The sequence below is a fragment of the Arthrobacter sp. zg-Y916 genome (genome assembly GCF_020907385.1).
Classification (GTDB): domain Bacteria; phylum Actinomycetota; class Actinomycetes; order Actinomycetales; family Micrococcaceae; genus Arthrobacter_B; species Arthrobacter_B caoxuetaonis.
In genome coordinates this window covers 1022682-1046874 of the sequence record NZ_JAJJOD010000001.1, presented here as the reverse complement: position 1 = coordinate 1046874, position 24193 = coordinate 1022682, and the positions used below count along the sequence as shown (strand labels likewise).

The 24193-nt window shown below is 66.0% G+C and carries 22 protein-coding genes; 6 read left to right on the top strand and 16 right to left on the bottom strand.

All coding sequences use genetic code 11. The features are described from left to right. Positions 1-48: 48 nt before the first annotated feature. The 5 genes from LOC59_RS04980 to LOC59_RS04960 form a co-directional block, all read right to left on the bottom strand. The gene (locus tag LOC59_RS04980; RefSeq protein WP_227915337.1) at positions 49-1203 is read right to left on the bottom strand and encodes a cysteine desulfurase family protein; all 1155 of its coding nucleotides are present in this window, start codon (positions 1201-1203) and stop codon (positions 49-51) included. Further along, complete coding sequence (nadC, locus tag LOC59_RS04975; RefSeq protein ID WP_227915338.1) at positions 1200-2162, bottom strand: carboxylating nicotinate-nucleotide diphosphorylase; 963 nt, start codon at positions 2160-2162, stop codon at positions 1200-1202. The genes LOC59_RS04980 and nadC overlap by 4 nt, the downstream gene beginning before the upstream one ends. Before the next feature lie 154 nt (positions 2163-2316). After that, the gene (nadA, locus tag LOC59_RS04970; RefSeq protein ID WP_229970803.1) at positions 2317-3630 is read right to left on the bottom strand and encodes a quinolinate synthase NadA; all 1314 of its coding nucleotides are present in this window, start codon (positions 3628-3630) and stop codon (positions 2317-2319) included. A gap of 19 nt (positions 3631-3649) precedes the next feature. Further along, the gene (locus tag LOC59_RS04965; RefSeq protein WP_229970801.1) at positions 3650-4360 is read right to left on the bottom strand and encodes an NUDIX hydrolase; all 711 of its coding nucleotides are present in this window, start codon (positions 4358-4360) and stop codon (positions 3650-3652) included. A 107-nt stretch (positions 4361-4467) separates the two neighbouring features. Beyond that, entirely contained in the window at positions 4468-4965 is a 498-nt protein-coding gene (locus tag LOC59_RS04960; protein WP_227894688.1) for an Lrp/AsnC family transcriptional regulator, read from the bottom strand. A gap of 874 nt (positions 4966-5839) precedes the next feature. Between LOC59_RS04960 and LOC59_RS04955 the strand changes: the two genes are divergently transcribed. The 5 genes from LOC59_RS04955 (at position 5840) to LOC59_RS04935 (ending at position 10206) form a co-directional block, all read left to right on the top strand. Beyond that, the gene (locus tag LOC59_RS04955) at positions 5840-6874 is read left to right on the top strand and encodes a thiamine pyrophosphate-dependent enzyme (protein ID WP_227894687.1); all 1035 of its coding nucleotides are present in this window, start codon (positions 5840-5842) and stop codon (positions 6872-6874) included. Between the two features lie 25 nt (positions 6875-6899). Further along, positions 6900-7910, top strand: coding sequence for an alpha-ketoacid dehydrogenase subunit beta (locus LOC59_RS04950; RefSeq protein WP_227894743.1), 1011 nt, complete (start codon positions 6900-6902; stop codon positions 7908-7910). After that, positions 7903-8232, top strand: a complete 330-nt coding sequence (locus tag LOC59_RS04945; RefSeq protein ID WP_227894686.1) for a biotin/lipoyl-containing protein — start codon at positions 7903-7905, stop codon at positions 8230-8232. The genes LOC59_RS04950 and LOC59_RS04945 overlap by 8 nt, the downstream gene beginning before the upstream one ends. A 5-nt stretch (positions 8233-8237) precedes the next feature. Continuing rightward, positions 8238-9041, top strand: coding sequence for an alpha/beta fold hydrolase (locus LOC59_RS04940; RefSeq protein ID WP_229970799.1), 804 nt, complete (start codon positions 8238-8240; stop codon positions 9039-9041). Between the two features lie 217 nt (positions 9042-9258). Next, positions 9259-10206 carry a serine/threonine-protein kinase gene (locus LOC59_RS04935; RefSeq protein ID WP_229970797.1) on the top strand — a complete coding sequence of 316 codons (948 nt, stop codon included), beginning with the start codon at positions 9259-9261 and terminating at the stop codon, positions 10204-10206. A 22-nt stretch (positions 10207-10228) separates the two neighbouring features. Here LOC59_RS04935 and LOC59_RS04930 read toward each other — a convergent pair whose 3' ends face one another. The 9 genes from LOC59_RS04930 to LOC59_RS04890 form a co-directional block, all read right to left on the bottom strand. Continuing rightward, entirely contained in the window at positions 10229-10393 is a 165-nt protein-coding gene (locus LOC59_RS04930; RefSeq protein WP_229970795.1) for a hypothetical protein, read from the bottom strand. Between the two features lie 188 nt (positions 10394-10581). Then, positions 10582-11493 (bottom strand): ABC transporter ATP-binding protein, encoded by a 912-nt coding sequence (locus tag LOC59_RS04925; RefSeq protein WP_229970794.1) that lies wholly within the window; start codon positions 11491-11493, stop codon positions 10582-10584. Next, positions 11483-12256: an ABC transporter permease gene (locus tag LOC59_RS04920; protein WP_227894681.1), complete on the bottom strand. Its 774-nt coding sequence runs from the start codon at positions 12254-12256 to the stop codon at positions 11483-11485. The genes LOC59_RS04925 and LOC59_RS04920 overlap by 11 nt, the downstream gene beginning before the upstream one ends. Next, a complete protein-coding gene (locus LOC59_RS04915) occupies positions 12253-13041 on the bottom strand; it encodes an ABC transporter permease (protein ID WP_229970792.1) in 789 nt (262 codons plus the stop codon). Before LOC59_RS04915 ends, LOC59_RS04920 begins: the two co-directional genes overlap by 4 nt. A gap of 38 nt (positions 13042-13079) precedes the next feature. After that, entirely contained in the window at positions 13080-14066 is a 987-nt protein-coding gene (locus LOC59_RS04910) for an ABC transporter substrate-binding protein (protein ID WP_229970790.1), read from the bottom strand. 226 nt (positions 14067-14292) lie between these two features. After that, entirely contained in the window at positions 14293-15633 is a 1341-nt protein-coding gene (locus tag LOC59_RS04905; protein WP_229970789.1) for an MFS transporter, read from the bottom strand. A gap of 134 nt (positions 15634-15767) precedes the next feature. Further along, positions 15768-18866: an AAA family ATPase gene (locus LOC59_RS04900; RefSeq protein ID WP_229970787.1), complete on the bottom strand. Its 3099-nt coding sequence runs from the start codon at positions 18864-18866 to the stop codon at positions 15768-15770. Continuing rightward, positions 18863-20026 carry an exonuclease SbcCD subunit D gene (locus LOC59_RS04895; RefSeq protein WP_227894676.1) on the bottom strand — a complete coding sequence of 388 codons (1164 nt, stop codon included), beginning with the start codon at positions 20024-20026 and terminating at the stop codon, positions 18863-18865. Before LOC59_RS04895 ends, LOC59_RS04900 begins: the two co-directional genes overlap by 4 nt. An 83-nt stretch (positions 20027-20109) precedes the next feature. Then, complete coding sequence (locus tag LOC59_RS04890; protein ID WP_229970785.1) at positions 20110-21081, bottom strand: MIP/aquaporin family protein; 972 nt, start codon at positions 21079-21081, stop codon at positions 20110-20112. A gap of 285 nt (positions 21082-21366) precedes the next feature. On the opposite strand from LOC59_RS04890, the gene LOC59_RS04885 reads away from it, so the two are divergent. Then, positions 21367-22389: an ADP-ribosylglycohydrolase family protein gene (locus LOC59_RS04885; protein ID WP_229970880.1), complete on the top strand. Its 1023-nt coding sequence runs from the start codon at positions 21367-21369 to the stop codon at positions 22387-22389. Positions 22390-22405: 16 nt separating this feature from the next. On the opposite strand, the gene LOC59_RS04880 is transcribed toward LOC59_RS04885, so the two are convergent. Together LOC59_RS04880 and LOC59_RS04875 are read right to left on the bottom strand one after the other, a co-directional pair. Beyond that, a complete protein-coding gene (locus LOC59_RS04880; protein WP_229970783.1) occupies positions 22406-23410 on the bottom strand; it encodes an exonuclease domain-containing protein in 1005 nt (334 codons plus the stop codon). Between the two features lies 1 nt (position 23411). Continuing rightward, a complete protein-coding gene (locus LOC59_RS04875) occupies positions 23412-24098 on the bottom strand; it encodes a DedA family protein (protein WP_229970781.1) in 687 nt (228 codons plus the stop codon). Positions 24099-24193 lie beyond the last annotated feature (95 nt).

The window sequence follows — 24193 nt, the reverse complement described above, 5'->3', positions numbered from 1 at the left end:
GCATGAGTGTAGGGGCGGCAGAGTCCCGGTCCGGTTTGCTACGCGATGCTACGACGGCGTGTTCGGCTGCAGCTCCCTGACCCGGCGGACTGCGGTGACCAGCGCGCGGGCAGCCATGGTGATTTCGTTCTCCCGGACCGAGGGACCGAAAGTAAGGCGCACCGCAGACTGGGCTGTTGCACGGTCCACACCCATCGCCGTGAGGACCGGGGACGGCTCGTCGGATCCGGCCGCGCAGGCCGACCCTGAGGAGCAGAGCACTCCGGCCCGTTCGGCTTCCAGCAGGACTGCTTCCCCGCTGGTCCCGGGGAAGCAGAAGGATGCATGGCCGGGAAGCCGTTCGGTGCGGTGGCCGGTCAGGACCGCTCCGGGCACCTGGTCCAGGACGGCGCCGATCAGGTAATCACGCAATCCGCGGGCACGTTCGGCAACGGCGTCACGCTCCCGGTCCGCGAGCGCCAGCGCTGTAGCCACGGCGACGGCGCCGGCCACGTTTTCGGTGCCCGAACGGCGTCCGCGTTCCTGTCCCCCGCCGTGGAGCAGCGGCTCAAGCGGCAGCACTCCCCTGACATACAGCAGCCCGCAGCCTTTGGGTGCTCCCAGCTTGTGTCCGGAGATGCTCATGGCGTCAATTCCGGTTCCGTCCACGGACAGCGGCAGCCAGCCGGCCGCCTGCACCGCGTCGGTGTGGAAGGGGATGCCGCGGTCCCGGCAGGCTTGGGCAATCTGTGCAACGGGCTGCACGGTACCGACCTCGTTGTTGGCAGTCATGACCGTGCACAGCGTGGTCTCATGCGTCAGGGCAGCCGCGGCCTCAGCCGGGTCCACGCGGCCATCCGAGTCCACGGGCAGCAGGGTAATCCGGAACCCGTGGTGCCGGGCAAGGTAGGCGAGGGATTCCAGCACAGCGGGATGCTCGACGGCGCTGGAGACGATGTGCCGCCCCTGCGGTGCAGCAAGAGCCAGCCCTTTCACAGCGAGGTTGTCGGCCTCCGTGCCGCCCGAGGTGAAGACGATGTCCCCGGGACGGCAGCCGAGTACCTCCGCGGCAGTGCGCCGGGCGTAGTCCAGGGCACGGGCTGCGGTCTCCCCCGCCGAGTGGGTGCTGGAGGGGTTGCCGAAGTCGGTTGTGTACAGCGGCGCCAGCGCGGCCAGGACCTCCGGGCGGACCGGTGTGGTGGCAGCGGCATCAAAGTAGATCATTCGCGGTACTCCTGCTGCGCTGCCAGCGCGGCGCGGATGTCCAGGCCAAGGTCCAGTGCGCGGACGCTGTGGGTTAGGGCGCCGGCGGAAATGATGTCCACGCCGGTGGCGGCAATGGCAGCAACGGTATCCAGCCGGACGTTGCCGCTGGCCTCCGTCAATGCCCGCCCGTTGACGGCTTCCACTCCGCGGCGCAGGTCCTCGACGCTGAAATTGTCCAGCAGTACGGTGTCCGCTCCGCCGGCAAGCACAGGTTCGATCTGGTCCAGGGAGTCCACTTCCACCTCGAAATGCACGGTGTGGGAGAGCTTGTCCCTTGCCTCGCGGAGCGCTGCGGCGAGGTCCAGTCCGGCGGCGGCCAGGACGGCCAGGTGATTGTCCTTTGCCATGACCGCGTCGGAGAGGGAATAGCGGTGGTTGAACCCGCCGCCGCAGCGCACCGCGTAGCGTTCAAGTGCCCGCAGCCCGGGGGTTGTCTTGCGGGTGTCCGCGATGCGGGCCCTGGTTCCCTCGGTTTCAGCCACGAACCTGGCTGTCAGCGTGGCAATCCCGGACAACCGCTGAGCAAGGTTCAGCGCCACCCGTTCGGCGGTGAGCACGGTCCGGGCAGGTCCGGTGATCTCGGCCAGGATGGCGCCGGCGTCGAAGCGCTCCCCGTCGCGGACCAGCTGGATCACGGCGGTGCCGGTGCCGGCCAGCCGGAAGGCTGCCTCAAGGACCTGTTCGCCGCAGAAGATTCCCTCTTCGCGGGCGGTCAGGAACGCGGTGGCAATGGCGTTTTCCGGAATCAGTGCGTGTGAGGTGAGGTCGCCCCACGGGGCATCCTCTGCGAGCGCAGCGGAGACGAGGTCATCCACCGCCCGGGCCGGGAGCGGCAGGGGTGCTGCTCCGCCCGTCCGGGGCAGCGGGGTGGGTGTGCCACCGGTCCCGGTGCGTGCGGGAAGCTGCGTCTTGGTCATCTGTTGGTTCCGTTCATCGGTCAGGCAGGTTCGGGTAGGCGGGCTCCGCGGGACGCGGCCCGGCGCATCGGAGGATGGAGTGCAGGCAGGGCATCGGATCGGAAGTGCGCGTCCCCGGGCACGCCGGCGATTCCGCTGCCGACGACGGCGATGCTCACGGCCGGACCGCCAGCATCCGTTCCAGGGCAGTACGGGCCGCCGAGGCTGTGGCGGCGGGAACGGTGATCCGGTTGTGAACCTGGCCGGCGGCGAGTCCCTCCAGCACCCAGGCGAGGTAGCCCGGGTGGATCCGGTACATGGTCGAGCAGGGGCAGATCACCGGGTCGAGGCAGAAGATGGTGTACTGCGGGTACTGCGCGGCCAGCCGGTTCACCATGTTGATCTCGGTGCCGACGGCGAAGGTGCTTCCCGCAGGTGCTGCGGCGATCGCCTTCTGGATGTAGTCGGTGGAACCGGACTCGTCCGCTGCGTCCACCACCGGCATGGGGCATTCGGGATGCACGATCACCCGGACTCCTGGGTGTTCGGCGCGGGCCTGCTCGATCTGGGCGACGGTGAAGCGCTTGTGGACTGAACAGAACCCGTTCCAGAGCAGGACTTTGGCGTCCTGCAGGGTTTGCGGCGTGTTCCCGCCCAGCGGCAGCCGCGGGTTCCACATGGGCATGGCAGCAAGCGGAATACCCATGGCCTTGGCGGTATTGCGGCCCAGGTGCTGGTCCGGGAAAAACAGCACCCGCTGCCCGCGTTCAAAGGCCCACTCCAGGACTGCGGCAGCGTTGGAAGACGTGCAGACAATCCCGCCGTTCTCCCCGCAGAACGCTTTCAGCGCCGCGGAGGAGTTCATATAGGTCACCGGGATAACCGGCTGCCGGCCCAGGGCGTCCGGTGCCTCGCCGTACAGCGCGGAAAGCTGCTCCCAGCATTCGGCGACGGAGTCGGCGTCGGCCATATCTGCCATGGAGCACCCGGCCGCCAGGTTCGGCAGCACAACGGCCTGATCGGGCCCGGAGAGCAGGTCCGCGGTCTCTGCCATAAAGTGCACGCCGCAGAACACGATGGCTTCGGCGTCCGGACGGCTCTTGGCAGCACGGGCCAGCTGGAAGGAATCCCCGACGAAGTCTGCGTGCCGCACCACCTCATCCCGCTGGTAAAAATGCCCCAGAATCACCACGCGGTCTCCCAAAAACTCCTTGGCCCTGGTAATCCGCTCTTCCAGTTCGGCATCCGATGCCCGGCGGTATTCTTCCGGCAGCTCGGCCTGACGGGGAATACCTGCCGGAGCGGCATCCGTCAGGGAGGCACCGGGACCGTATCCTGGGGCGGCGTCGAAATACCACGGCCCGGAGGCAAGCCCGGGAGCGCAGGTGGCGGTTGATGCCTGTGCCTGGTTCAGCGCCTCTTCGGGTCCGGAAAGCAGGGCAATCCTGGTGGCTACGCTGCCGCCCGGGACCGGAATCGTTGCAGTCATTTCAGTGCTCCGTTGCTTGTCATCGCTGGCTGGGGAAGGAATTCTCCCGGGGATCCGGGCCGGTGTAGCGGTACAGCCGCGGGGGCCGGTGCCGCCCGCCCTGCAGGTACTCGTCGGTGGGCTCGATGTGCACTGATGACTGGAGCTGGCGGCGGAAGTTCGCCGGATCCAGTGCCCGGCCGAGGACGGCTTCATAGACTTCCCGGACCTGGGCCAGGGTGAAGGTAGAGCCAAGGAACGCGTAGGCCACGGTTCCGTACTCGAGCTTGTTGCGCAGGCGCCAGAGCGCGTACTCGACGATCTGATTGTGGTCGAAGGCCAGGGTGCCCACCCCGTCTGCCCGGAACCATGCCACGTTCTCGTCCTGCCGGGCAAGCGCTGCCTCGTCCGGCTGCACCAGCGCCCAGTACACAATCGACACCACGCGGGGCGACGGGGACCTGTCCGGGCCGCCAAAGGCGTACAGCTGTTCAAGATACCGGGGTGCCAGGGCTGTAGTCTCCTGCAGGTTCCTGGCGGCGGCGTCCTGGAGCGACTCGGTGGGCCGCAGCGGACCGCCCGGCAGAGCCCACAGATCCAGGTAGGGCTGCCGGATCCGGCGGACCAGGGGAAGCCACAGCGTCAGGTTTCCGGTATCCGGATCCGGGCGCAGCGCAAAGATCACCGTGGAAATGGCCAGCGACGGCGGCTCCTGCTCCCGCTCCGAAACGTTGGCGTATCTGGGGCTCATGCCTGCGTGCCTTCCTTGCCGGCACCCTAAGGCCGCCGCTTGTCCAGTAAGGGTCAGGTTGACTCTAACTCAGTCTGCGGGAAATGCAGAGGACTGCTAACTGAAAGTTACGCGCTCTTTTCCGGCTCCGCGGCGTCTGCGCCTGCGGCGGCATGCAGCAGCGGCAGCATCCGCCCTTCGAAGTGGGTGTTCAGCACGATCACCGAAGAGGATCTCAGTACGGCACCGGTGGCAACCATTGAGTCGATCACACGCTGCAGATCCGAGTTTGACCGCGCGGCCACCCGGGCAATGAGATCACTTTCCCCGGAGACAGTGTGCGCTTCCTGGACCTCAGGAATCTCTGCCAGGGCGGCTACGACGGCGTCATGCCCCATGTCCTGGCGGATAGTGAGAGAGCAGTACGCCGTGACGACGTAGCCCAGTGCGGCAGGATCAAGCCGGGGCCCCCAGCCGGCAATGACGCCGTTGCGCTGCATCCGGTCAAGCCGGGCCTGCACTGTGGCACGGGCAACCTTGAGCATGCGGGACGCTTCCAGGACCGACATCCGGGGGTCATCGGTAAAGAGGGACACGATCCGGGCGTCGAGCTGATCTGTTGCCATGGCAGCCTTTCCGTGCAGGAAATCCGGGCGGGACCGGGCAGCCGCCCGGAACGGGACTGCTGATGCCGCCCCTGAAGGAACTTTAGCGGCAGAGCCGCTTTGGCTGCACCGCGCCACGCACGGGAAATATGGCGGGCTGCCCCGAACCCAGGGCACCACAAAGGCATAATGTGAATTGCAAACACACTGGAAGCTGATTCAAGCAAAAACTATCAGGCAGCAATGTTTAGTGGTTTTTCAAAATTTGCAGCCAATAATTTCCTGCCCGGGAACCGGACGGACCGCACCAAGCAATCCCGGGAGGCCGCACAGGCTCGAATCCGCAACAGGCCGGGCTGCCGTCCAGGCGGGAGCTCGAAAGCTCCCGGCCTAAACGGTTTCCCTTTGCACCGGGCGGTTTACAGGCCCTTGCGCTTGCGGGGTGCCGGCTCCGCTGAAGCGGACTTGGCCCGCTTCTCCGCGCGCTTCTCCTTGATGGACTTACCTGGCTTTTTGGCGTTTCCGGACATTTGCACTCCTCAGCGACTGGCTGGCGGCACTGGCCATTTCTCAGGCCGCCTGACTTTTATCAACTTTGGGAAAACCGGTTTCCGCAATTTATCTGAAATACCGGCTATTTACGACCATACCCGGAAATAAATTAAATGCCAGTCCTGCATCCGGCCCGCGCAGCTGCTGGACGCTCGTGCACATCCGGCCCGGGCGGACACTTATGGAGCGCCTCACCTAGAACACTGCAAGCCAATCCGCTAGTCAGCAGAAGAGTAGACATTTTGTACAGGTAATGTCGCGGACCAATGAACTATCTGTGCAGTGTGTTCAGGCTCGCAATAGCTGTTTGCAGAGTGGCGTGATGGCGGTTACGTTTTGCCTCATGGACCTAGACATAACGAGCATCCCCGAGCTCACACATGAGGAACTGCGCCGGCTGTACCAGCTGGTGGATGCCACGCGGGAGCTGGACCTGGCCGCGGTCGCCTGGCAGCGCCAGGGCATCATCCCGGGCTACGCCCCCGAGCTGGGCCAGGAAGCTGCCCAGGTGGGCAGTGCCTTCGCCATGGACACCGCCCGGGATTTCCTGTTCCCCACCTACCGCGAAATGGGTGTGGCTCTGGCACTGGGCGTGGACATGGTCGAGTACATGTCCACTCACAAGGCAAGCTGGCACGGCGGCCTGTACAACCCGGTCAGTACCGGCCTGGCGCCGATCCAGGCAGTTGTTGGGGGTTCCGTGCTCCACGCAGTGGGATGGGCCCACGGACAGCGCCTGTCCGCTGCGCCCGGTTCCGAACTGCCCGCCGCCATGGCCTATTTCGGCGACGGCGCCAGTTCCCAGGGCGATGTGCACGAGGCCATGAACTTTGCCGGCGTCTTGAAGGCCCCGGTCATCTTCTTCGTCCAGAACAACGGCTGGGCTATCTCGCTGCCCACGCAGGACCAGGTTGCCGGCGGCACCGTTGCAGCCCGCGCCGCAGGCTACGGGATGCCCTCCGTGACCGTCGACGGAAATGATGCACCCGCCGTCGTACGCGCCACCCGGGCTGCCCTGGCCCACGCGAGGGCGGGCAACGGCCCGGTGCTGATCGAAGCCATGACCTACCGCCGGGGACCCCACTCCACCAGCGACGACCCGGGACGCTACCGGAGCCTCGACGAGGAACGCCGTGACGCCGGAGCAGATCCCGTAGCCCGGCTTGCCGCACTCCTGCTGGAGGACGGCGCCGCTGACCAGGCTTTCCTGGACGCGTCCCGGAGTGAGGCGAAGGCGCATGCCGAGAAGGTCCGCGAAGGGGTCCAGGCCCTGGAACCGCGTCCCGGCCGGGAAATGTTCGACTTTGTTTTCGCTGAACCCACCGACACCCTGAAAGCCCAGGCCCGTGCCTGGCGGGAGGAATCCGAGCATGTCTAGCCAACTGACTGAAGGAATCCGGCCCATGGAAGGTTCCATCCCCGGCTCCCCCGCTGCCGAAACAATCTCGATGCAGGCCGCCCTCAACCGGGCTCTTGCGGAGATCCTTGCCGAGGACGAAAAAACTGTTGTCCTCGGAGAAGACGTGGGACGCCTCGGCGGGGTCTTCCGCATCACCGACGGTCTGCAGAAGCGGTTCGGAGCCGAACGCGTCTTCGATACACCGCTGGCGGAGTCGGGAATCCTGGGCATGTCGGTGGGACTGGCCATGGCCGGCTACCACCCGATCCCCGAGGTCCAGTTCGACGGCTTCGCCTATCCTGCGGTCAACCAGATCATTACCCAGCTGGCCCGGATGAACTACCGCAGCCGCGGAACCATGCCCATGCCCGTAACACTCCGGGTGCCCAGCTTTGGCGGGATCCGCGCACCTGAACATCACGGCGAGTCGCTTGAGGCGCTCTTCGCGCATGTGCCGGGGCTGAAGGTTGTCTCGCCGTCCAATCCGCACGACGCCTACCACCTGCTCAAGCACTCGGCCCGCCAGCCGGACCCGGTGATCTTCATGGAACCGAAGTCCCGGTACTGGCAGAAGGACACGGTCGACTTCGCCGACGCGGGTTCCCCGCTGGGTTCCAAGGTTGTGCGCCCCGGGCGCCACCTGACCCTTGTTGCCTGGGGTGCCATGGTGGCGCGCTGCCTGCAGGTCGCCGAACTCGCCGCCGAGGACGGCATCGAGATCGAGGTGCTGGACCTGCGCTGGCTCAAGCCGATCGATGCCGCCGGACTGGCCGCATCAGTGTCCCGCACCCGGCGGGCAGTAGTGGTCCACGAGGCCCCGCTCACCGCCGGGCTGGGCGCTGAAGTCGCCGCGCTCATCACCCAGCACTGCTTTGACACACTGCGGGCGCCGGTGGAACGGGTCACGGGATTCGACGTACCGTATCCCTCAGGTGATCTCGAAGACGAATACATCCCGAACGTTGACCGGATCCTTTTCGGGATCCAGCGAGTATTGGAGTACCGGCGTGGCTGAACTTTCCTTTCCCCTGCCCGACCTGGGTGAAGGCCTGATCGAGGCAACCATCCTGGAGTGGCTCGTCGCCCCGGGAGACCAGGTGGAGCGCAACCAGCCCCTGGTCGAGGTGGAGACCTCCAAGTCTGCTGTGGAGCTTCCCTCCCCGCAGGCCGGAATCGTCGCCCGGATCTACGGAGATGCGGGCGAAAAGATCAATGTCGGTGAACCCCTCGTCGTTTTCGAGGTTCCCGATGACACAGCCGGGATTGTTGGAACGGTGCCGCAGGAGGCTCCGGCCCGCCGCCGGGTCCGCCTGTCCGCTGTCCTGGACGAAGACTAGGGTCCATGGAGATCCTTGAGGGCACCGAGCCCGTGCTGTCCAGCGAAATCTACGAACCCGCAGACGACGCCGGGCTGCGTCCCGTACTGCTCCTCCACGGTTTCGCTTCCTCAGCGGAAATGAACTGGGTTTCCACCGGATGGATCCGAACGCTCACCGAAGCCGGCCGCCGGGTAATCGCCGTCGACCTCCCGGGCCACGGACGCAGCACCTCGCCGGCCGGACGCGAGCACTACTATCCCAGCCGGATCCGCAGCCGGATCCTGGATATGCTCACGGCTGCCGGGGTCCGGCCGCTGGAGCCGGACGACCGCTCCTCGGGCGTGGACATCGTGGGCTACTCGCTGGGCTCCCGCCTCGCGTGGGAGTTTGGTGCAGCGGCACCGGAGCTGGTGCACCGGATGGTCCTGGGCGGTCCGGGTTCCGGTGATCCGCTGGCGGAGTTCGACCTTGACGGCGCCCGGCAGGCGCTGGCCGGCGGCTCACCTCTCACGGACCCCGTCAGTGCCGACCTGCTCAGGATGGCAACCGTTGTCCCCTCCAATGACCTGGAGGCTTTGTTCACGTTGATCGAGGCGATCAAGGAAGAGCCGTTCCGCCCCGCCGCCGCAGTTCCGGCGATGCCCCTGCTGCTCGTAGCGGGTGAGAACGATGAGCTCGCTGCTTCCGCCCCGGAATTGGCTGAACTGAACGGACGCTCGGATCTGCTGCTTCTTCCTGGCCGGCATCACGCCAACGCAGTGACCTCGCGCGCTTTCAAGAGCTCAGCCGTGGATTTCCTCTCCCAGGACGCCGCGCCGCTTCCCTGAGGGTTCGGTCAGGACTTGGTTGAGGCGGCTCAAAACGCCGCTGGCAGGTGCAGGTAACCGGTAGGATGAGATGGTCAGTACACTGATACTAATAATAAGTGTGCTTGGCAATATTTCCGGTGGCAGTTCTGGTGACTGAAATCGCTTTCCGGGGATATTTGTGTGTAAACATCCGCCCGGCCATTTCCTGCAGCTCAACCTATAAGTGAGGATGCCCTTGGACCTATTCCTGGGCCAGCGCTACCGCACCACCGATCTCATCGGAACGGGCGGCGCTGCTTCTGTGCTCCGGGCGACCGACGAGAACCTGGGCCGCGAAGTTGCGGTCAAGATTTTCCGTCCGTCTGTCCAGGAGGACGACGCTTACCGCCGCCAGCACACAGAGACGCTGCTGCTGGCGACGCTGAACCACCCGGGGCTGGTCACTCTGCTCGACGTAGGCCTGCACCACGATGAGGACGGCAACGTCCTGAACTACATCGTGATGGAACTTGTCGACGGCCCCGACCTGCGCCGTACTTTGAAGTCCGGGCCGCTGCCGGCAGTCTCGGTTGCTTCCCTGGGCGCAGACCTGGCCGATGCGCTGGCCTACATTCATTCCCAGGGAGTCATCCACCGGGACGTGAAACCGGCCAATATCCTGCTCTATCCGCAGGGTGAGCTTGATTCGCGGCTCTATCCCAAACTGACCGACTTCGGCATCGCCAGGTTCGTCGAAGCCACGGTCGCCACAGCCCACGGAGCCACCATAGGCACCGCAAACTACCTCAGCCCGGAGCAGGCACAGGGCGGGACTGTCCAGCCTTCAACCGACATCTATTCGCTCGGCCTGGTGCTGCTTGAATCGCTCACCGGCGAAAAGGCCTTCCCCGGACCGATTGTGGAGGCCGCCGTCGCGCGGCTGCTCCGCGATCCGCACATCCCCGATGCGCTTGGCGATGACTGGGTGCAGCTGCTCCGCTCGATGACATCCCGCCTGCCCGATACCAGGCCGGCCGCCCACGAGGCAGCTGCGGCGCTGCGCCTGCTGGCCTTGGAGCCGGAGGCGGCTCCGGCGGTCGGCGAGGATTCAGCAGCAGAGGAAGAGGAAGTCACCACCGGCGGCGTGACGACCGGCAATATCTATATTCCGCTGCCGCCGACTCACGCACCCAGCCTGCCCTAGCTGCGCCGGGGTCCGGGGACGGTCAGGATTCCCCGGCCGCGTCCGGGTCTTCTTCGGGCTCGAAGTTTGATGCCTCGTCACCGCTGCCGGCGGCGATGCCGTCTTCGGACGCCGGAATGGTCCCTTCCGGACCGGCTCCGCCGTCCTTTTTCTGCTCGTCCGGATTTTCCTTGCCCTTATCCGTCATGGCTGTCCCTTCCTTCGCTTCCCGTGGCTTGCTTTGCGAACCTGCGCCGCGGGGCGGTCGGCCGCCCCCCGGATTCGGCTCCTCACCCGATACTAGGTCAACCTGCCTGAACTAAACAGGGACGCGGCGTTCTCCGCTGGGCGAAGAATGCCGCGTCCCTGTCTGCCTGACGGCTGGTGAGCCGGCCGCTAGGAGAAGTCGCTTCCCCCGCCGCCGGGCGGGTCTCCGCCGTCGACCAATGCTGCGCCATGGGGCACCGAGGTCCTGGACTCGGTGGCCTGGACGGATTCGACGCCCTTGTTGCGCTTGGCGATCTGGATCTGCTCGTACACGTGGTTGCGGAGCTCCACGAAGCGCGGAAGCGACCGCGTGGTCAGCTGGTCCCGCTTCTCCGGAAGGTCGATCACAATGTCTTCCTGGACCACGGTCGGCGAGCTTGAGAGCACTACCACCCGTTCCCCGAGGTAGACAGACTCATCGATGTCATGGGTGACGAAGAGGATCGTGACTCCCAGCTTCTCCCACACGCTTCGGACCAGGTCCTCCAGGTCGGCCCGTGTCTGGGCGTCGACGGCGGCGAACGGCTCGTCCATGAGCAGGACCTTGGGCTGGTACGCGACGGCGCGGGCAATGGCCACGCGCTGCTGCATGCCGCCGGAGAGCTGCCAGGGGTAGCTCGTGGGCACATCGTGCAGCCCAACAGCCTCGAGTGCATTGTCCACCAGCTGGGTACGCTCACCCTTGGGGATGCGCGCATTCTTCAGCGGAAGCTCAACGTTGGCCCGCACCGTCATCCAGGGAAAGAGGCTCCGCCCGTACTCCTGGAAGACAACGGCCATGTCCTTGGGCGGCTCAGTGACCTTCTTGCCTTCCAGGACCACTTCGCCCGACGTCGGGGCCATGAGCCCGGCAATGATCTTCAGCAGCGTCGTCTTGCCGCTGCCGGACGGACCAACAAGGCAGACCAGCTCCCCCGGGCGCAGGTCAAACGTCAGGTTCCGGACAGCTTCAATCTCTCCGGCGTCGACCTTGTAGATCTTCTGGACGCCCCGGACCGAAAGCAGCGGCTGGCCCTGGCCATCCGTGGGGTTACTCTGCATGTTCAACCTCTCTCAAACCGTGGTACCAGCCGAGAATGCGGCGTTCAGCCCACTGGAACAAAAATGACATGGCCACGCCGATCAGACCCAGGACCACAATGCCGCTCCACATTTCAGGAATGGCGAAGGACCGCTGGAACTGGACGATGGTGAAGCCGAGGCCCTCCGAGGATGCGAACATCTCCGAAATCACCATCAGGATCAGGCCGATGGACAGGCACTGGCGAATGCCGGCCATAATCTGCGGGCTGGCACTGGGAAGAACCAGGTACCGCAGGCGGGCAAGTCCCCCGATCCGGAAGGTGCGGGCAGAATCGCTGAGCACGCCGTCGACGGCGCGGACGCCCTCGATCGTGTTGAGCAGCACCGGCCAGATGCAGCCCGAGACGATGACCGCAATCTTCATCTGGTCATTGACGCCGATCAGCAGCATCAGGACCGGAATCAGCACTGGCGGCGGGATCGCCCGGAAGAACTCCAGTACGGGTTCCAGCAGGCTCCGAAGCCACCGCGTGGTGCCGATGAGGATTCCCAGCCCGGCCCCAAGGACGATGGCCAGGAGGATACCGATCACCAGGCGGGTGACGCTGGGCAGGACGTCCTGCACCAGCCGGTCCCCGATCCACACGGTGAAAAACTTGTCCACCAGGGTTCCCGGCTTGGGAACGAAGAAGTTGGTGCTGCCCTGCGTGCTGATCCACCAGATGAAGATGAGCAGTGCGGGCAGTCCGATGATGTAGCCGGACTTCTTGAGAATGTTCATACGACGACCTCCCCGCGCACCGAACTGTGCCAGGACAGCGTGCGGCGTTCAATGATCCGCATGCCCATGTTGATGAGGATTCCCAGGACGCCGGTGGTGAGTACCAGCGCATACATCTGCGCGATGGCACCGCCGGACTGGGCATTGGCGATTTCCTTGCCAAGGCCCGGGGAACCGATGATCAGGCTGGCGGTGATCGCCAGGATCAGCGCCACGGCTGCAGCCAGCCGGATGCCGGTCATCAGGTACGGCAGGGTGGTGGGCCACACCACGTACCGGATGCGGGCAAAGGTGCCCAGGCCGAAGCTCTTGGCCGTATTGCTCGCCACCGGATCTACGTCGGCCACACCGTACAGGACCTGGATCAGGACCTGCCAGAAGGAAGCGTAAATCACCAGGAGCAGGGTCGATTCCAGGCTCAGGCCGAACAGCAGCACGGCGAGCGGAATCAGCGCCACCGAGGGGATCGGGCGCAGGAACTCGATGGTGGAGTTGGTTGCCTTCCGCAGGAAATCGCTGGAACCGATGATAAGCCCAAGCACGACGGCGGCTACGGTCGCGATCAGCAGGCCCAGGAACCAGCCGGTCATTGTGTCAAGAACGGCGGTCCAGAAAGCGCCGAGCCCAAAATTGCTGACGAACACGACGAGTACTTCGCTGGCAGGAGGGAGGAAGCGGGGATTGACCACACCCAGCCGGGGAATGAGTTCCCAGGTCAGCAGGAATCCAAGGATTCCTGCCAACCCGAGCAACGGCCCCGTGGGGAGGCGTTTGGAGATGTTCATAACGTCTCGTTCTGTAAAGCCGGACTCACAGTCCGGTGTTAGTCCTGTGCGGGCAGCATAGCGTCCAGATCCGGAGCCTTGGAGAGCGTGCCGTAGCTGGCAGCAGCCTCACCCAGCACGGTCAGGCCCTCGCGGTCGAACTCGGCACGGAAGGTCGGCAGGATCATTTTGGCGCGCATTTCGTCATCGATCTTGGTGTAGGTACCGACGATGTCGCGGACGGCGTCCGGATTCTCCTGGGCGTATTCGAGCGACTTATTCATCGCCGCAGTGAACTTCTCGACGAGTTCCGGGTTTTCCCCGACATACTTCGCGGAGGTGAAGTAGCCGGAAATGTCCAGGTTCTCGTGGGTTTCGGCGAAGTTGTAGGCGATGACCCGGGCACCGTTATCCACGGACTGCGTCAGGAACGGATCCAGGATCCAGGCGGCGTCAACCTGTCCGCTTTCAAGCGCAGCGGGAGCATCCGGGAAGGGAATCTCGACGAACTTGATGCTTTCGTGGTCCCCGCCGGCATCCTCCACGACCTTGCGGATGGTGGTGTCACCGATGTTGGCAAGGTTGTTCACGGACACGGTCTTGCCGGCGAGGTCCGCCGCGGTCTGGATCTCCGAGTCTGCGGCTACAACAACGGCGCCGAAGTCGGAGCTGGTGTCGCCCGTGGTCGAGTTGCCGTTGGACACGAACTGAAGGTCCAGGCCCTTGTCATTGGCCACCATCACCGAGACGACGTTGCCGAAAGCGAACTGGAAATCACCGCTGACCACGCCGGGAACGGCGGCCGCGCCACCCGTGGTCGTCTGGATATCGAGGTCGATTCCTTCTTCTTCGAAGAAACCCTGCTCCTTGCCGAGCCAGATGGGTGCAGTGTCAACGATCGGGATCACGCCGACGGACAGCTCGGTCAGGCCCGCGGACCCTTCGGACGCCGCTGTGCCTTCGTCACCGGAAAGTGAGCCGCCGCCGCAGGCACTGAGGGCGAGGGCCGCAGTGGCGGCGAGGATAACGGGGACAGTACGTTTCACTTTGGAGCGCTCCTTATACATGGGAAACCCCGCATGAACGGACGCGGGGACTCAGAACTCCCTGCTGCAGCGAGTGTTCGCATGCTGAACAGTAGTTCTACAGATAGACGCTATGAAATGCGTCACTCCCAGTCAAGGAAAAGATGTGATTGGAAGCACATTCGATATATGGCGGTAATGTGCCTGTCTCAACTGCCACGAATGCGGCTCCATCACGCTGGTTCGGCTATGCTGGATCTTTTTTTGCGCGGCGGACTGCGGCGGAGGACGCCAACCCCAGGACGAGGAGCGCAGCGGCTGCTCCTGCGCTGACCCAGAAGGCGGCGCCGTGCCCGTACTCCTCTGCCAGCGGACCGGCCAGCGCGGAACCGATGGCTGTTCCGGTAACCGTACCGCTGGCCAGCAGCGTCATGACGGTCCCCATGAGATGGCGGGGTGCCAGCTGGGCACCGATGCCGAAAATGCTGACCATGGTGGGTCCCACGGGAATGCCGAGAATGAACAGCACCACGAGCATTTCGGGTACGCCGCCGGGCAGCAGCAGGAGCAGTGCGGCACCGGTCATGGCAAATGCAGACATCACCCACCGTGCCGACTGGCTGAATTTCTCCGGCCAGAACGCCACGGACAAAGCCGCAGCAGCAGAACTGATACCCATCACGGAGTAGAGGAGGCCAGCCGCGTCTGCGATGCCGAAACTCCCGCCGAAAGCTGTCAGGGATGCCTGCGTCGCTCCGAAGAAGGTGCCCATGGCCACCATGCCCAGGACGGGAAGCGCCAGCAGCGCCCAGGACACGCCTTCGGTGCGGTCCTTGGAGGCACGGACCTTACCGTTGGCAGGGCGCCGGCGGCGGGGTGAGGGCTGGACAGCGTCGACCGTCCGGTGCAGGGCAAAGGCCGTCACCATGGTCGCCGAAAGTGCAGCGGCCAGGGCCAGCGGAAGCCAGGGCGCTACCGTGGCAGCCAGCAGCCCCACCAGGGCAGGGCCCAGGACAAAGCTGAGTTCGTCGGCCATGCTCTCATAGGACAGCGCAGTCCCAAGTTCCTGCCCGGTGCGGTCCCGTGCAGTCAGGGACATCCACCGGACCCGGGCCAGCGGACCCACCTGGGCGCTGCTGGCCCCCATGGCGAATGCTGCTGCCAGCACGGCAGCCAGCGGTCCCCCGCCGGGAAGCTGCGATGCCGTCCACAGGACGGCCAGGATCATGAGCGGATTGGCGACGGCGGTACCCAGCAGCAGCGGCCGCTGGCCAATGCGGTCCGCCAGGTAGCCCAGCAGCGGCGCACCAAGGGCAGACCCGAGTCCCACCGCGCCGGCGGCGAAGCCTCCCTGCGCGTAGGAACCGGTGATGCTCGTAACCAGGGTCAGTGCCCCGATGGTCAGCATGGCGAGCGGGAGGCGGGCCAGGAAACCGACCGAGAAGAAGGCGGAGCCGGCAATCTCGAAGATCCGCGCGTAGCGGCCGGTGGCGGGTTTCGACGCCGCAGGCGGGACGCTGGTGTCCGGGGACGGTTGGGCGGGGGGATGCATGTCAGCGTGCTCGTGGGTAAACGGTTCAGGGCTCATGGTGTGCTCAGTTCAGGCGAAAACGCGCATCGTCCCTCCACCCGATGCGCCCAACCCGGCTACATACCGATCTTACCCCTGCTCCCTGCGCGCCGGCGTGCGGCTTCGCTCTGGGCAAACGCCGGAGCAGGCTCTCAGGCCGGGAGGGTTTCAGCTGCCCGGAACCGCACCGTGGAGCCGTTGCGTCCCCGGGTGATCTGAAGCTGGGCGCCGATGCGCTGCTTCATTTCCGCCACGTGGCTGACCAGCCCGACCACCCTGCCGCCGTCGCGCAGCCCTTCCAAGGCATCCATCACCTGTTCCAGGGCTTCCTCATCGAGGCTGCCGAAGCCTTCATCCACGAACAATGTCTCCATGCTCGTTCCGCCCGCCTCCTGCTGGACGACGTCGGCGAGGCCAAGCGCGAGTGCCAGCGAAGCCATGAAGGACTCACCGCCCGAGAGCGTGGACGTGTCCCTGCGGATCCCCGTCCAATCGTCGATGACGTGCAGTCCGAGTCCCGCCCGGCGGTTTCCGGAACGCGAATCATCGTGGACCAGCGAGTACCTGCCTGCCGTCATCGCAGCCAGCCGCTCTGTCGCCGCCGCAGCCACCTGTTCAAGGCGGGCGGCGAGCACATACGTACTCAGCGCCATACGGTAGCTGTTCTCACCGTTGCCGCGGGCCGTGTCGCTGACGGAGGAGAGCAGGTCATGCCGCTCCTGCAGCGGCCGCATCTCTTCTTCGGCAGCTGCCAGCCTGCCGGCGAGGTCTATCAAGGCGGCGGCGGATCCTTCCAGAAGCCCAATCTGCAGGGCCTTGCCCGTAACGGCCTGCCGCGCTGCCTCGGCGCTTTCCGAGGCTTCGGCAACATCCTCTTCGTTCGGCATGGTCTCCGGCTCGCCGTCGCCGTCCAGCGCTGCTGCGTCCTGGCTTTCGCGCCGCATGGCCAGCCGTGCGCTTTCCAGGTCGAGCTCCTCCAGTCCCCTGCGGAGTTCACCGGCCTCCGCCTCCGGCAGCAGTGCTGCCCTCACGGCTGCCTCGTCTGTGAACCCTGTTCCGTCCAGCGCTTCGGAAAGGGCCCGGATCGAATCTTCCTGGACGGACGCGGCATGGCCGGCAGCCTGCAGCGCAGACCTGGCGGCCCCGGAGAGGCGGCGCACGCGTTTCAGTTCCTGCACCCGACCCATGAGGGCAGCCGGCTCTGCATCGGTCCCGCGGCCCAGAAGGCCGGCGGCCTCGTCCTCAGCTGCTGCGGCCCGTGCCTGGGCCTGGGCAGCGTCCTGGAGCAGGAGCGATACCCGGCGGTCGAGCTGCCCGATTTCGTCCTCAAGGCTGCGCAGGCGTTCTTCGTCCGCAGCGAGCCGCTGCGCGGCCGCCTGGGCGACCCGGTAATCCCGTTCCGCTTCTTCGCCCGCACGGCGGGCTTCGCCGGCGTCGGCTTCGCCGCCCTGCCCCCGGAGGCTGGAGACGGCGGCGGCATCGGTCTCTGCCGCGAGGCGCGCCGCGTCCCATTCCTTTTCCGCAGCCTCGGTGGACTGCCGTGCCGCTGCTTCTTCCTCGCGGGTGACGAAGCCTCCGTCTTCCGGCAACGGAGCCGGGTCCGGATGGCTGGTGCTTCCGCAGACCGGGCAGCCTTCGCCGTCCTGAAGCGCCGAGGCGAGCTCGGCGGCAGCCTGGTCCAGACGGAGCTGGAGCAGGCCCTGCCACTTCTCACGCTGGTCCTGGTAGCGCTGCCGCGCATCGGCGGCGGATTCGCCGGACGCTGCCGAAGCGGCAAGGGCCCGCTTGTAGGCTGCGATCACCTCTTGGGTCCTGGCTGCCTCCTCCATCCGGGCACGGGAAGCCTGAACAGCTGCAGCCGCCGTCCGCAGCGCGGGAAGTCCGGAACGGAGCTCGTCCTGCTCTTCGCGCAGCGTCCCGGCTGTCTTCTGAACGCCGTCCGCTTCCGCCCGAAGCGTTTCCTCCCGGGTACGGTCTGCGGCAGCCTGCCGGTGCAGCGCCGCAGCACGCTCCGCTTCGGCCAGGAGTACTTCGGCAGCGGATATTTCCGCCGCCGTGTGTTCATCCAATCCGTCGAGTTCGGCCGGAACCGGCAGTGCCTCCGCGGCGGATTCGCCACCGTCGCCGGCCGGAACCAGCTCGGCAAAACCGGCGCGGCCTGCAGCGTGCCGCAGTTCCCCGAGGGAGTCTGCGGCCGCAGCGGAGGCATTCCGGAAGCTCCGTGCAGCGGAGGCGCAGGCCGCCAGGTAGCCCGCGAGGCCGGCTGCACGGTCATGATCCTTGAGCGCCCGCCGACGAGGAACCATGGCGGCTTCACGCCGGGCATGCTCCCGTTCGTCTGCCTCCAGCTGGAGCAGGGCCATGCCGCGAGCGCGTCGGGCCTGCAGCTGGTGGAGGGCTTCCTCTGCGCGCTCCAGCTCCGAGCTGCTTTCCTCCTGCTCTGCACGCAGGGCGTCCAGGCGTTCCGCGAGAGAGTCCTGCACGGACTGCAGCCAGGCCGAGTCCTGCTCGGCCTCCTGGTGCTGCTCCGGATTGTCTTCATCCTCCGCAGGTTCTCCCAGCAGCTTGGCGCAGCGCATGATTTCGTTCCGGGCCTGGGCCCGCAGGAGTTCACTGGCGGACCGTGCCTCGGCGAGGCGGGCACGTGCGGCGTCCGTCTGTTCCTTGAGCTGCCGCTCGATTTCCTCGAAACGCCATGTGCCAAAAAGCCGCTGCAGCAGGTCCGCGCGGGACGTTGCATCGGCCCGCAGGAAAGCGGCGAAGTCCCCCTGGGGAAGCATGACCACACGGGTGAACTGCTCCCGGCTCATCCCGAGCAGGCTTTGGATCTCCGCGGCGGCCTCATCATTGCGGGCCGTCTTCTGCGTCCATTCACCGTTGACGAACTCGCTGAGCAGGGTCCGCGCCTGTTCCGTGACGGTTCCGGTCGCACTGCCGGCCCGTTTGGCCGGGCGCTCCCACTGAGGATTGCGTACCACCTTGAAACGGCGCGGCCCGGCACTGAAGTCCAGGACAACTTCCGGCGGCGTCCCCGGGGACGCGTGGTCGCTGCGCAGCTTGCGGGCTTCCTGCCTGGCTCCGGGAACCGAACCGTACAGGGCGAAACAAATGGCATCGAGGACACTGGTCTTGCCGGCGCCGGTGGGCCCGTTGAGCAGAAACAGACCCTGGGCGCCCAGTTCGTCGAAGTCAATGGACTGGCGGTCCGCAAAGGGTCCGAACGCCTGCATCTCCAACCGGTGGATCCTCATTTGGAAACCTCTGCCGCGTTGACCTTGCCCAGGACTTCAGCGAAGAGGTCCCGTTCCTCGGGTGCTGCCTCGCGGGACCGGACATGGTCCAGGAATCCGCAGCAGACGTCCAGGTCATCTGTCGCCCGGGCCAGCCGCGTGCTGTAGCTCTCGTTGACTCCGCGGGAGCCGGACGGCGGCTCGAAGGCGAGGACCAGTGTGCCGGGGAAGCGGGACCGGATGCGTTCCATGGCTTTGGGCGGCCGCTGCTCATCGGTCAGGGTCACCTGGCACCAGGCATCTTCGGCAGTGCCCAGGTGAGGATCTTCCAGGAGTCCTTCCAGGGTCCCCCGCAGGACCTGCAGGTTCCGCGGCGCCTTCCAGGGCACGGGAGTAACTGCAGTAAGGCCGCCGTCGTCGATCTCGACCAGCAGTCCGCCCTTGGACTGGCGCGCTTCAGAAAAGGAGTACGGAAGGGGCGAGCCGCTGTACCAGACGTTGGGGGCCAGTTCCTGGCGCCCGTGCAGATGCCCCAGGGCTGCGTAGGTGAAGCCGCTGAACAGATCCAGGGGTACCGCACCGACACCGCCTACCGAGAGGTCGCGTTCGCTGTCGGAGGTGATCCCTCCGCTGGCAAAGGTGTGGGCCATGACGAGCGGCAGGACCGGTGCACCGGCTGCCTCCCTGCGGGCCACGTCTTCGCGGATGCGGCGGACCGCTTCGCCCAGGACGCCGGTGTGTGTCGGTGACACGTCCGGACCAAGTTCCGGTGCAGCCAGCCGCGGTTCCAGGTAGGGAATGCCGTACACGGCAACCGGGGTGCCCTCCCCCAGCAGGACCGGTGCCGTGATCGCTTCGATCCCGGTGCGCAGATGCACCCCGCCCTGCTCGAAGATCCTGCCGCCGAAGCCCAGCCTTGCGGCGGAATCGTGGTTGCCGCTGGTAAGGATGACGCGGGCGCCGGCTGCCGTGATGTCGGCAAGGGCCTGGTCCAGGAGACGGACGACGTCGACGCCGGGAAGCGCGCGGTCGTACACGTCACCGGAAATGAGGACGGCATCCACTGCCGAGGTGCGGACCGTGTCGAGCAGCTGGGCCAGGAACGCCCGCTGGGCGTCCAGCATGCCGACTCCGTGGAAAGACCGGCCCAGGTGCCAGTCTGAGGTGTGCAGGATTCGCATACCAACCAAACTACCGCCCGCGGGTGACACTTCCGTTCCGGCGCCTGCCGGACCGGAAGTGTCACCCGCCGGTGCAGCCGATCCTAGGAGCGCCGGGGATCCGCCGTGCCGTTGTCCGGGTCGCCGTCGCTGTCCCGGGCATCGTCTTTGTCAAAGAAGCCGCGTGCTTCGTTATCTCGCTGCGGGTCAGCCTGCACGGCGGGAGCCGTGCCGGTCTCCGGTGACAACCGGGAGGCAGCAGCCGTGCCGCCGTCGGCGTCGTCCGGCTCGCCTTCCGTGACCTGCACTGCCGGGGAAGCGGAGAGATCGAGGCTGCGGTAGATCAGGCCGGTGATTGCGGCGCCAAGCAGCGGAGCCACCCAGAAGAGCCAAAGCTCGCCCAGGGCCCAGCTTTCAGCGAAGACCGCGGTGGCCGTGGAACGGGCCGGGTTGATGGATCCGCCGGTGATGGGGACCAGGAACGTCAGCAGGGCTGCGTAGGTCACGCCGGTGGCAAAGGCGGCTGCAGCGGACGTCATGCGCGTGCCGCCGCCCAGGAAGACGGCAGTCAGGAGCGCCGCGGCGATGACCTCGGTCAGGAGTGCCCCGGCAAGCGGGAACTGTGTTGCCGAGTGCTCGGCGAAGCCGTTGGCGACGGCGGAGAAGAACGGCTGTGTCTCCGGAATCTGCGGGTGACCGGTCATGGAGACCCAGAGGATGACGGCCGCGAGCAGCGCGCCGACCACCTGGGCCACGATGTAGGGCACCACGGACTTCCAGCTGGTCCTGCCCGCCAGCGCACTTGCCACCGTGATGGTCGGGAGGAAGTGGCCCCCGGAGATGTAGCCGAAAGCAATGATGGCCGCGGCCAGGACAAGTCCGAAGGCCAGGGGGGCGGAGAGTCCGCCGGAGGGGTTGAAGAAGGAAACGCCCAGGCCTGCCAGCACCAGGAGGAAGGAACCGGCCGCTTCAGCGATGCTGCGGCCGACGAGCCCATACGAACGCAGGGGGGTGATCCGGGCGGACCCGGTCTCTGCAGCCGAGGCTCCGGCTGGGAAATGTGGCTCAGCAGTCATTGAGGAGAAGTTCCTATCAGTGGGAGACATATTGTTGCCGCAAGCGGCGCTCACGCGCCCGGGGAGAACCCGGAACGGTGCAAACCACCCAGACTTCCACTGGTTCCTGTGAGTCCGCTGGGTGCGCACTGAGCATACACTCGCACCGTCTGAACGGAAGGGCGCAGGCAGGAGACCTATGCTGGAAGGGTGAAACCATCTTCCGATGCCGGTTCCGGGACACCGGACCCCGCCGCTGCGCAACCCTCCGACTCCGCACAGTTCAAGGACAAGGTCCGGGGCTGCCTGCTGGGAGGAGCGGTTGGCGACGCCCTCGGCTATGCCGTGGAGTTCGATTCGATGGACGGTATCCGCTCCCGTTTTGGCACGGCAGGACTCTCCGGCTTTGAGCAGCTTGGACTTCCCGCCCCCATCTCGGACGACACCCAAATGACCCTCTACACCGTGGACGGGCTCGTGGAGGTGCTGGAATGGGCCAACGACGGCGTTGGCGCCGACGAGACGGCCTGCCTGTGGCTGGCTTACCTGCGCTGGCTCAAGACCCAGGGCGAGGCCTTGCCTGCGAATGCACCGGACCAGCCCGGACGCTGGATCGATGCGCAGGAGGTACTCCATCACCGCCGCGCTCCGGGCAATGCCTGCCTGTCCGGGCTGATGACCGGAGAAATGGGTACGCGCACACGCCCGGTCAACCCGGATTCCAAGGGCTGCGGCACCGTTATGCGTTCCGCCCCCTTTGGCCTGCTTCCCTGGATCGAGGCGGAAACGGTCTACAAGTTCAGCTCCGACGGCGCTGCCCTGACGCATGGGCATCCGTCCGCGATCCACAGCGCCGCTGTCTTCAGCACGCTGATCCATGACCTGCTCCCTGACGGGGCTGCACTGGACGGGGCCGCTGCGGCTGCCGTACGGCGCGCCGCTGCCAGCGGCGTTCCTGAACTCGCCGCCCGCCTGGAGGCCGCCGTCGCGCTTGCTGCGCAAGAGCTGGCCGGAGAGGCCGATGCATCCCCGGAGCGCATGACGCAGGCGCTGGGGGAAGGCTGGGTCGCTGAAGAAGCTCTGGCCATTGGCCTTTACTGCGCCCTGGCATCCGCGGACGCAGGCTCACCGGAAGCCCAGTTCCGCAAGGCAGTCAGCCTGGCGGCCAACCACGACGGCGACAGCGATTCGACCGCCTCGGTGGCCGGCAACATCATGGGCACGCTGTACGGCCGCACTGCGGTACCGGCCGACTGGATCCAGGCCATCGATGCACGGGACACCGTGGAAAAGATGGCCGACGCGCTGATCCGGGTTACGGCAGGCTAAATCCGGGCCCGGCAGCCTATTGGCTGGCCGCCGGCCAGGTCCCGCCGAGCATCTGCAGGAACTCGGCCTCGGAAAGCACCTCGATGCGCTGGCCGCGTTCATGCAGGTCCAGGACCCTCCGGGCCTTACCCGTGACGCGGCCGTTTCGCAGGTCCCCTGCTTCGAAGCCGTCACCCACCACCAGGACAGTAGTGGAACGGGTCACGTTGCTGGCCGGCCGTGCACCCAGCTCAGCGGCACGGTCCTTGGCGTCCTGCCGTGGCATGCCCAGGTTGCCCGTGAACACCACGGTCTGCCCAAAGAGCGGATGGCCCGGAAACGCATCCAGGTTGGGCGGAGGATTCACTCCCTCGGAAGGCCAGCCGCTGAAGGACCCCGCGGCCGAGGGTGCACCGGTTCCGCGCTCCAGCGCGTCGCGGGTGGCCTTGGACACCGGATCGATGCCGGGGCGGTAGGCCGGGGCATGGTTGGGCCCTTTGCCCTGGAGTGCGAAGTACTCAGCGGTCCCCGGAGCACCAGAGCGCCGGATAATGTCGATGAGGATTCCGGCGCAGGCGCGGGCATCCGCGGCCGCGTCGTGGTGGTTCTCCAGCGGCACCCCTGCCGCTTCCGCCACGAACGGCAGGGAATGCGAGGGCAGGGAATAGGTGCGCCGAGACAGCATGACGGTGCAGGCATAGTCATAGGCAGGCCCCGCCAGCCCGGAGACTTCCAGGGCGGAGCGGATGACACCGAGGTCGAAGGCGGCGTTGTGTGCCACGAGCAGGTCCTCGCCGATGAAAGCGCCGATCTCGGGAAAGAGCTCGCCGAACCGGGGTTTGCCCGCCACCATCGACGCCTCGATGCCGTGGATGCCGGTGTTGCGCCGGTCAAAGAAATCGTGTCCCTCGGGCGGGCGCATCAGCCAGGACGTTTCCTCGACGATCCGGCCGTCCCGGACTTTGCTCAGGCCGACCGAGCAGGGAGATCCGCGGAAACCGTTTGCAGTCTCAAAATCTATGGAGGTGAAATCTACGCCCACGTCAGGAATCTTCGGCCGTGCGCTGGGCCTTCTTCCGGCGGTAGGAGCGGATCTTGGACGTGAGATACCAGATGCCGCCGATCAGGACGGCCGCGATCACGATCTTCTGGAAGATCCCGGCGTATTCCTCAACGATGTGCCAGCTTTCGCCCAGGAAGAAACCGGAGAACACGAAGATGCTGTTCCAGATAAGGCTGCCGGCAGTGGTCAGCCCCAGGAACTTGAGCATGGGCATCTTCTCGATGCCGGCCGGGATGGAGATCAGGGAGCGGAAGATGGGGATCATCCGCCCGAAGAACACAGCCTTGTAGCCGTGCTTCAAGAACCAGGCCTCCACCTTGTCCACGTCCTCGAGGTCCACCAGCGGAACCTTTTCCACGATGGCACGCATCCGGTCGCGGCCCAGCCAGGCGCCGAGTCCATACAGCGCCCACGCGCCCAGGACGGATCCAAGCGTCGTCCAGATCAGGGCTTCGACAATGGAGAAGTTGCCCTGGCTCGCGGCGAAACCGGCCAGCGGGAGGATTACTTCGCTCGGCAGCGGAGGAAACAGGTTCTCCAAAGCAATGGCAAGCCCCGCGCCGGGGGCGCCGATGGCTTCCATGATGCTTACGGCCCACTCGGCAACCCCTCCCAAAGCCGAATCGGAGCTGGAGGGGTCTGTGGCGGCGCTGATCAGGATACTCATATCGGAACCAATTGTGCCCTACTGGTCCGCAGGCCAAGAATGCCGGGGCCCGTCCGCGGTGTGCCGCAGCACAGATCACCTGCCCGAAGCAGTGG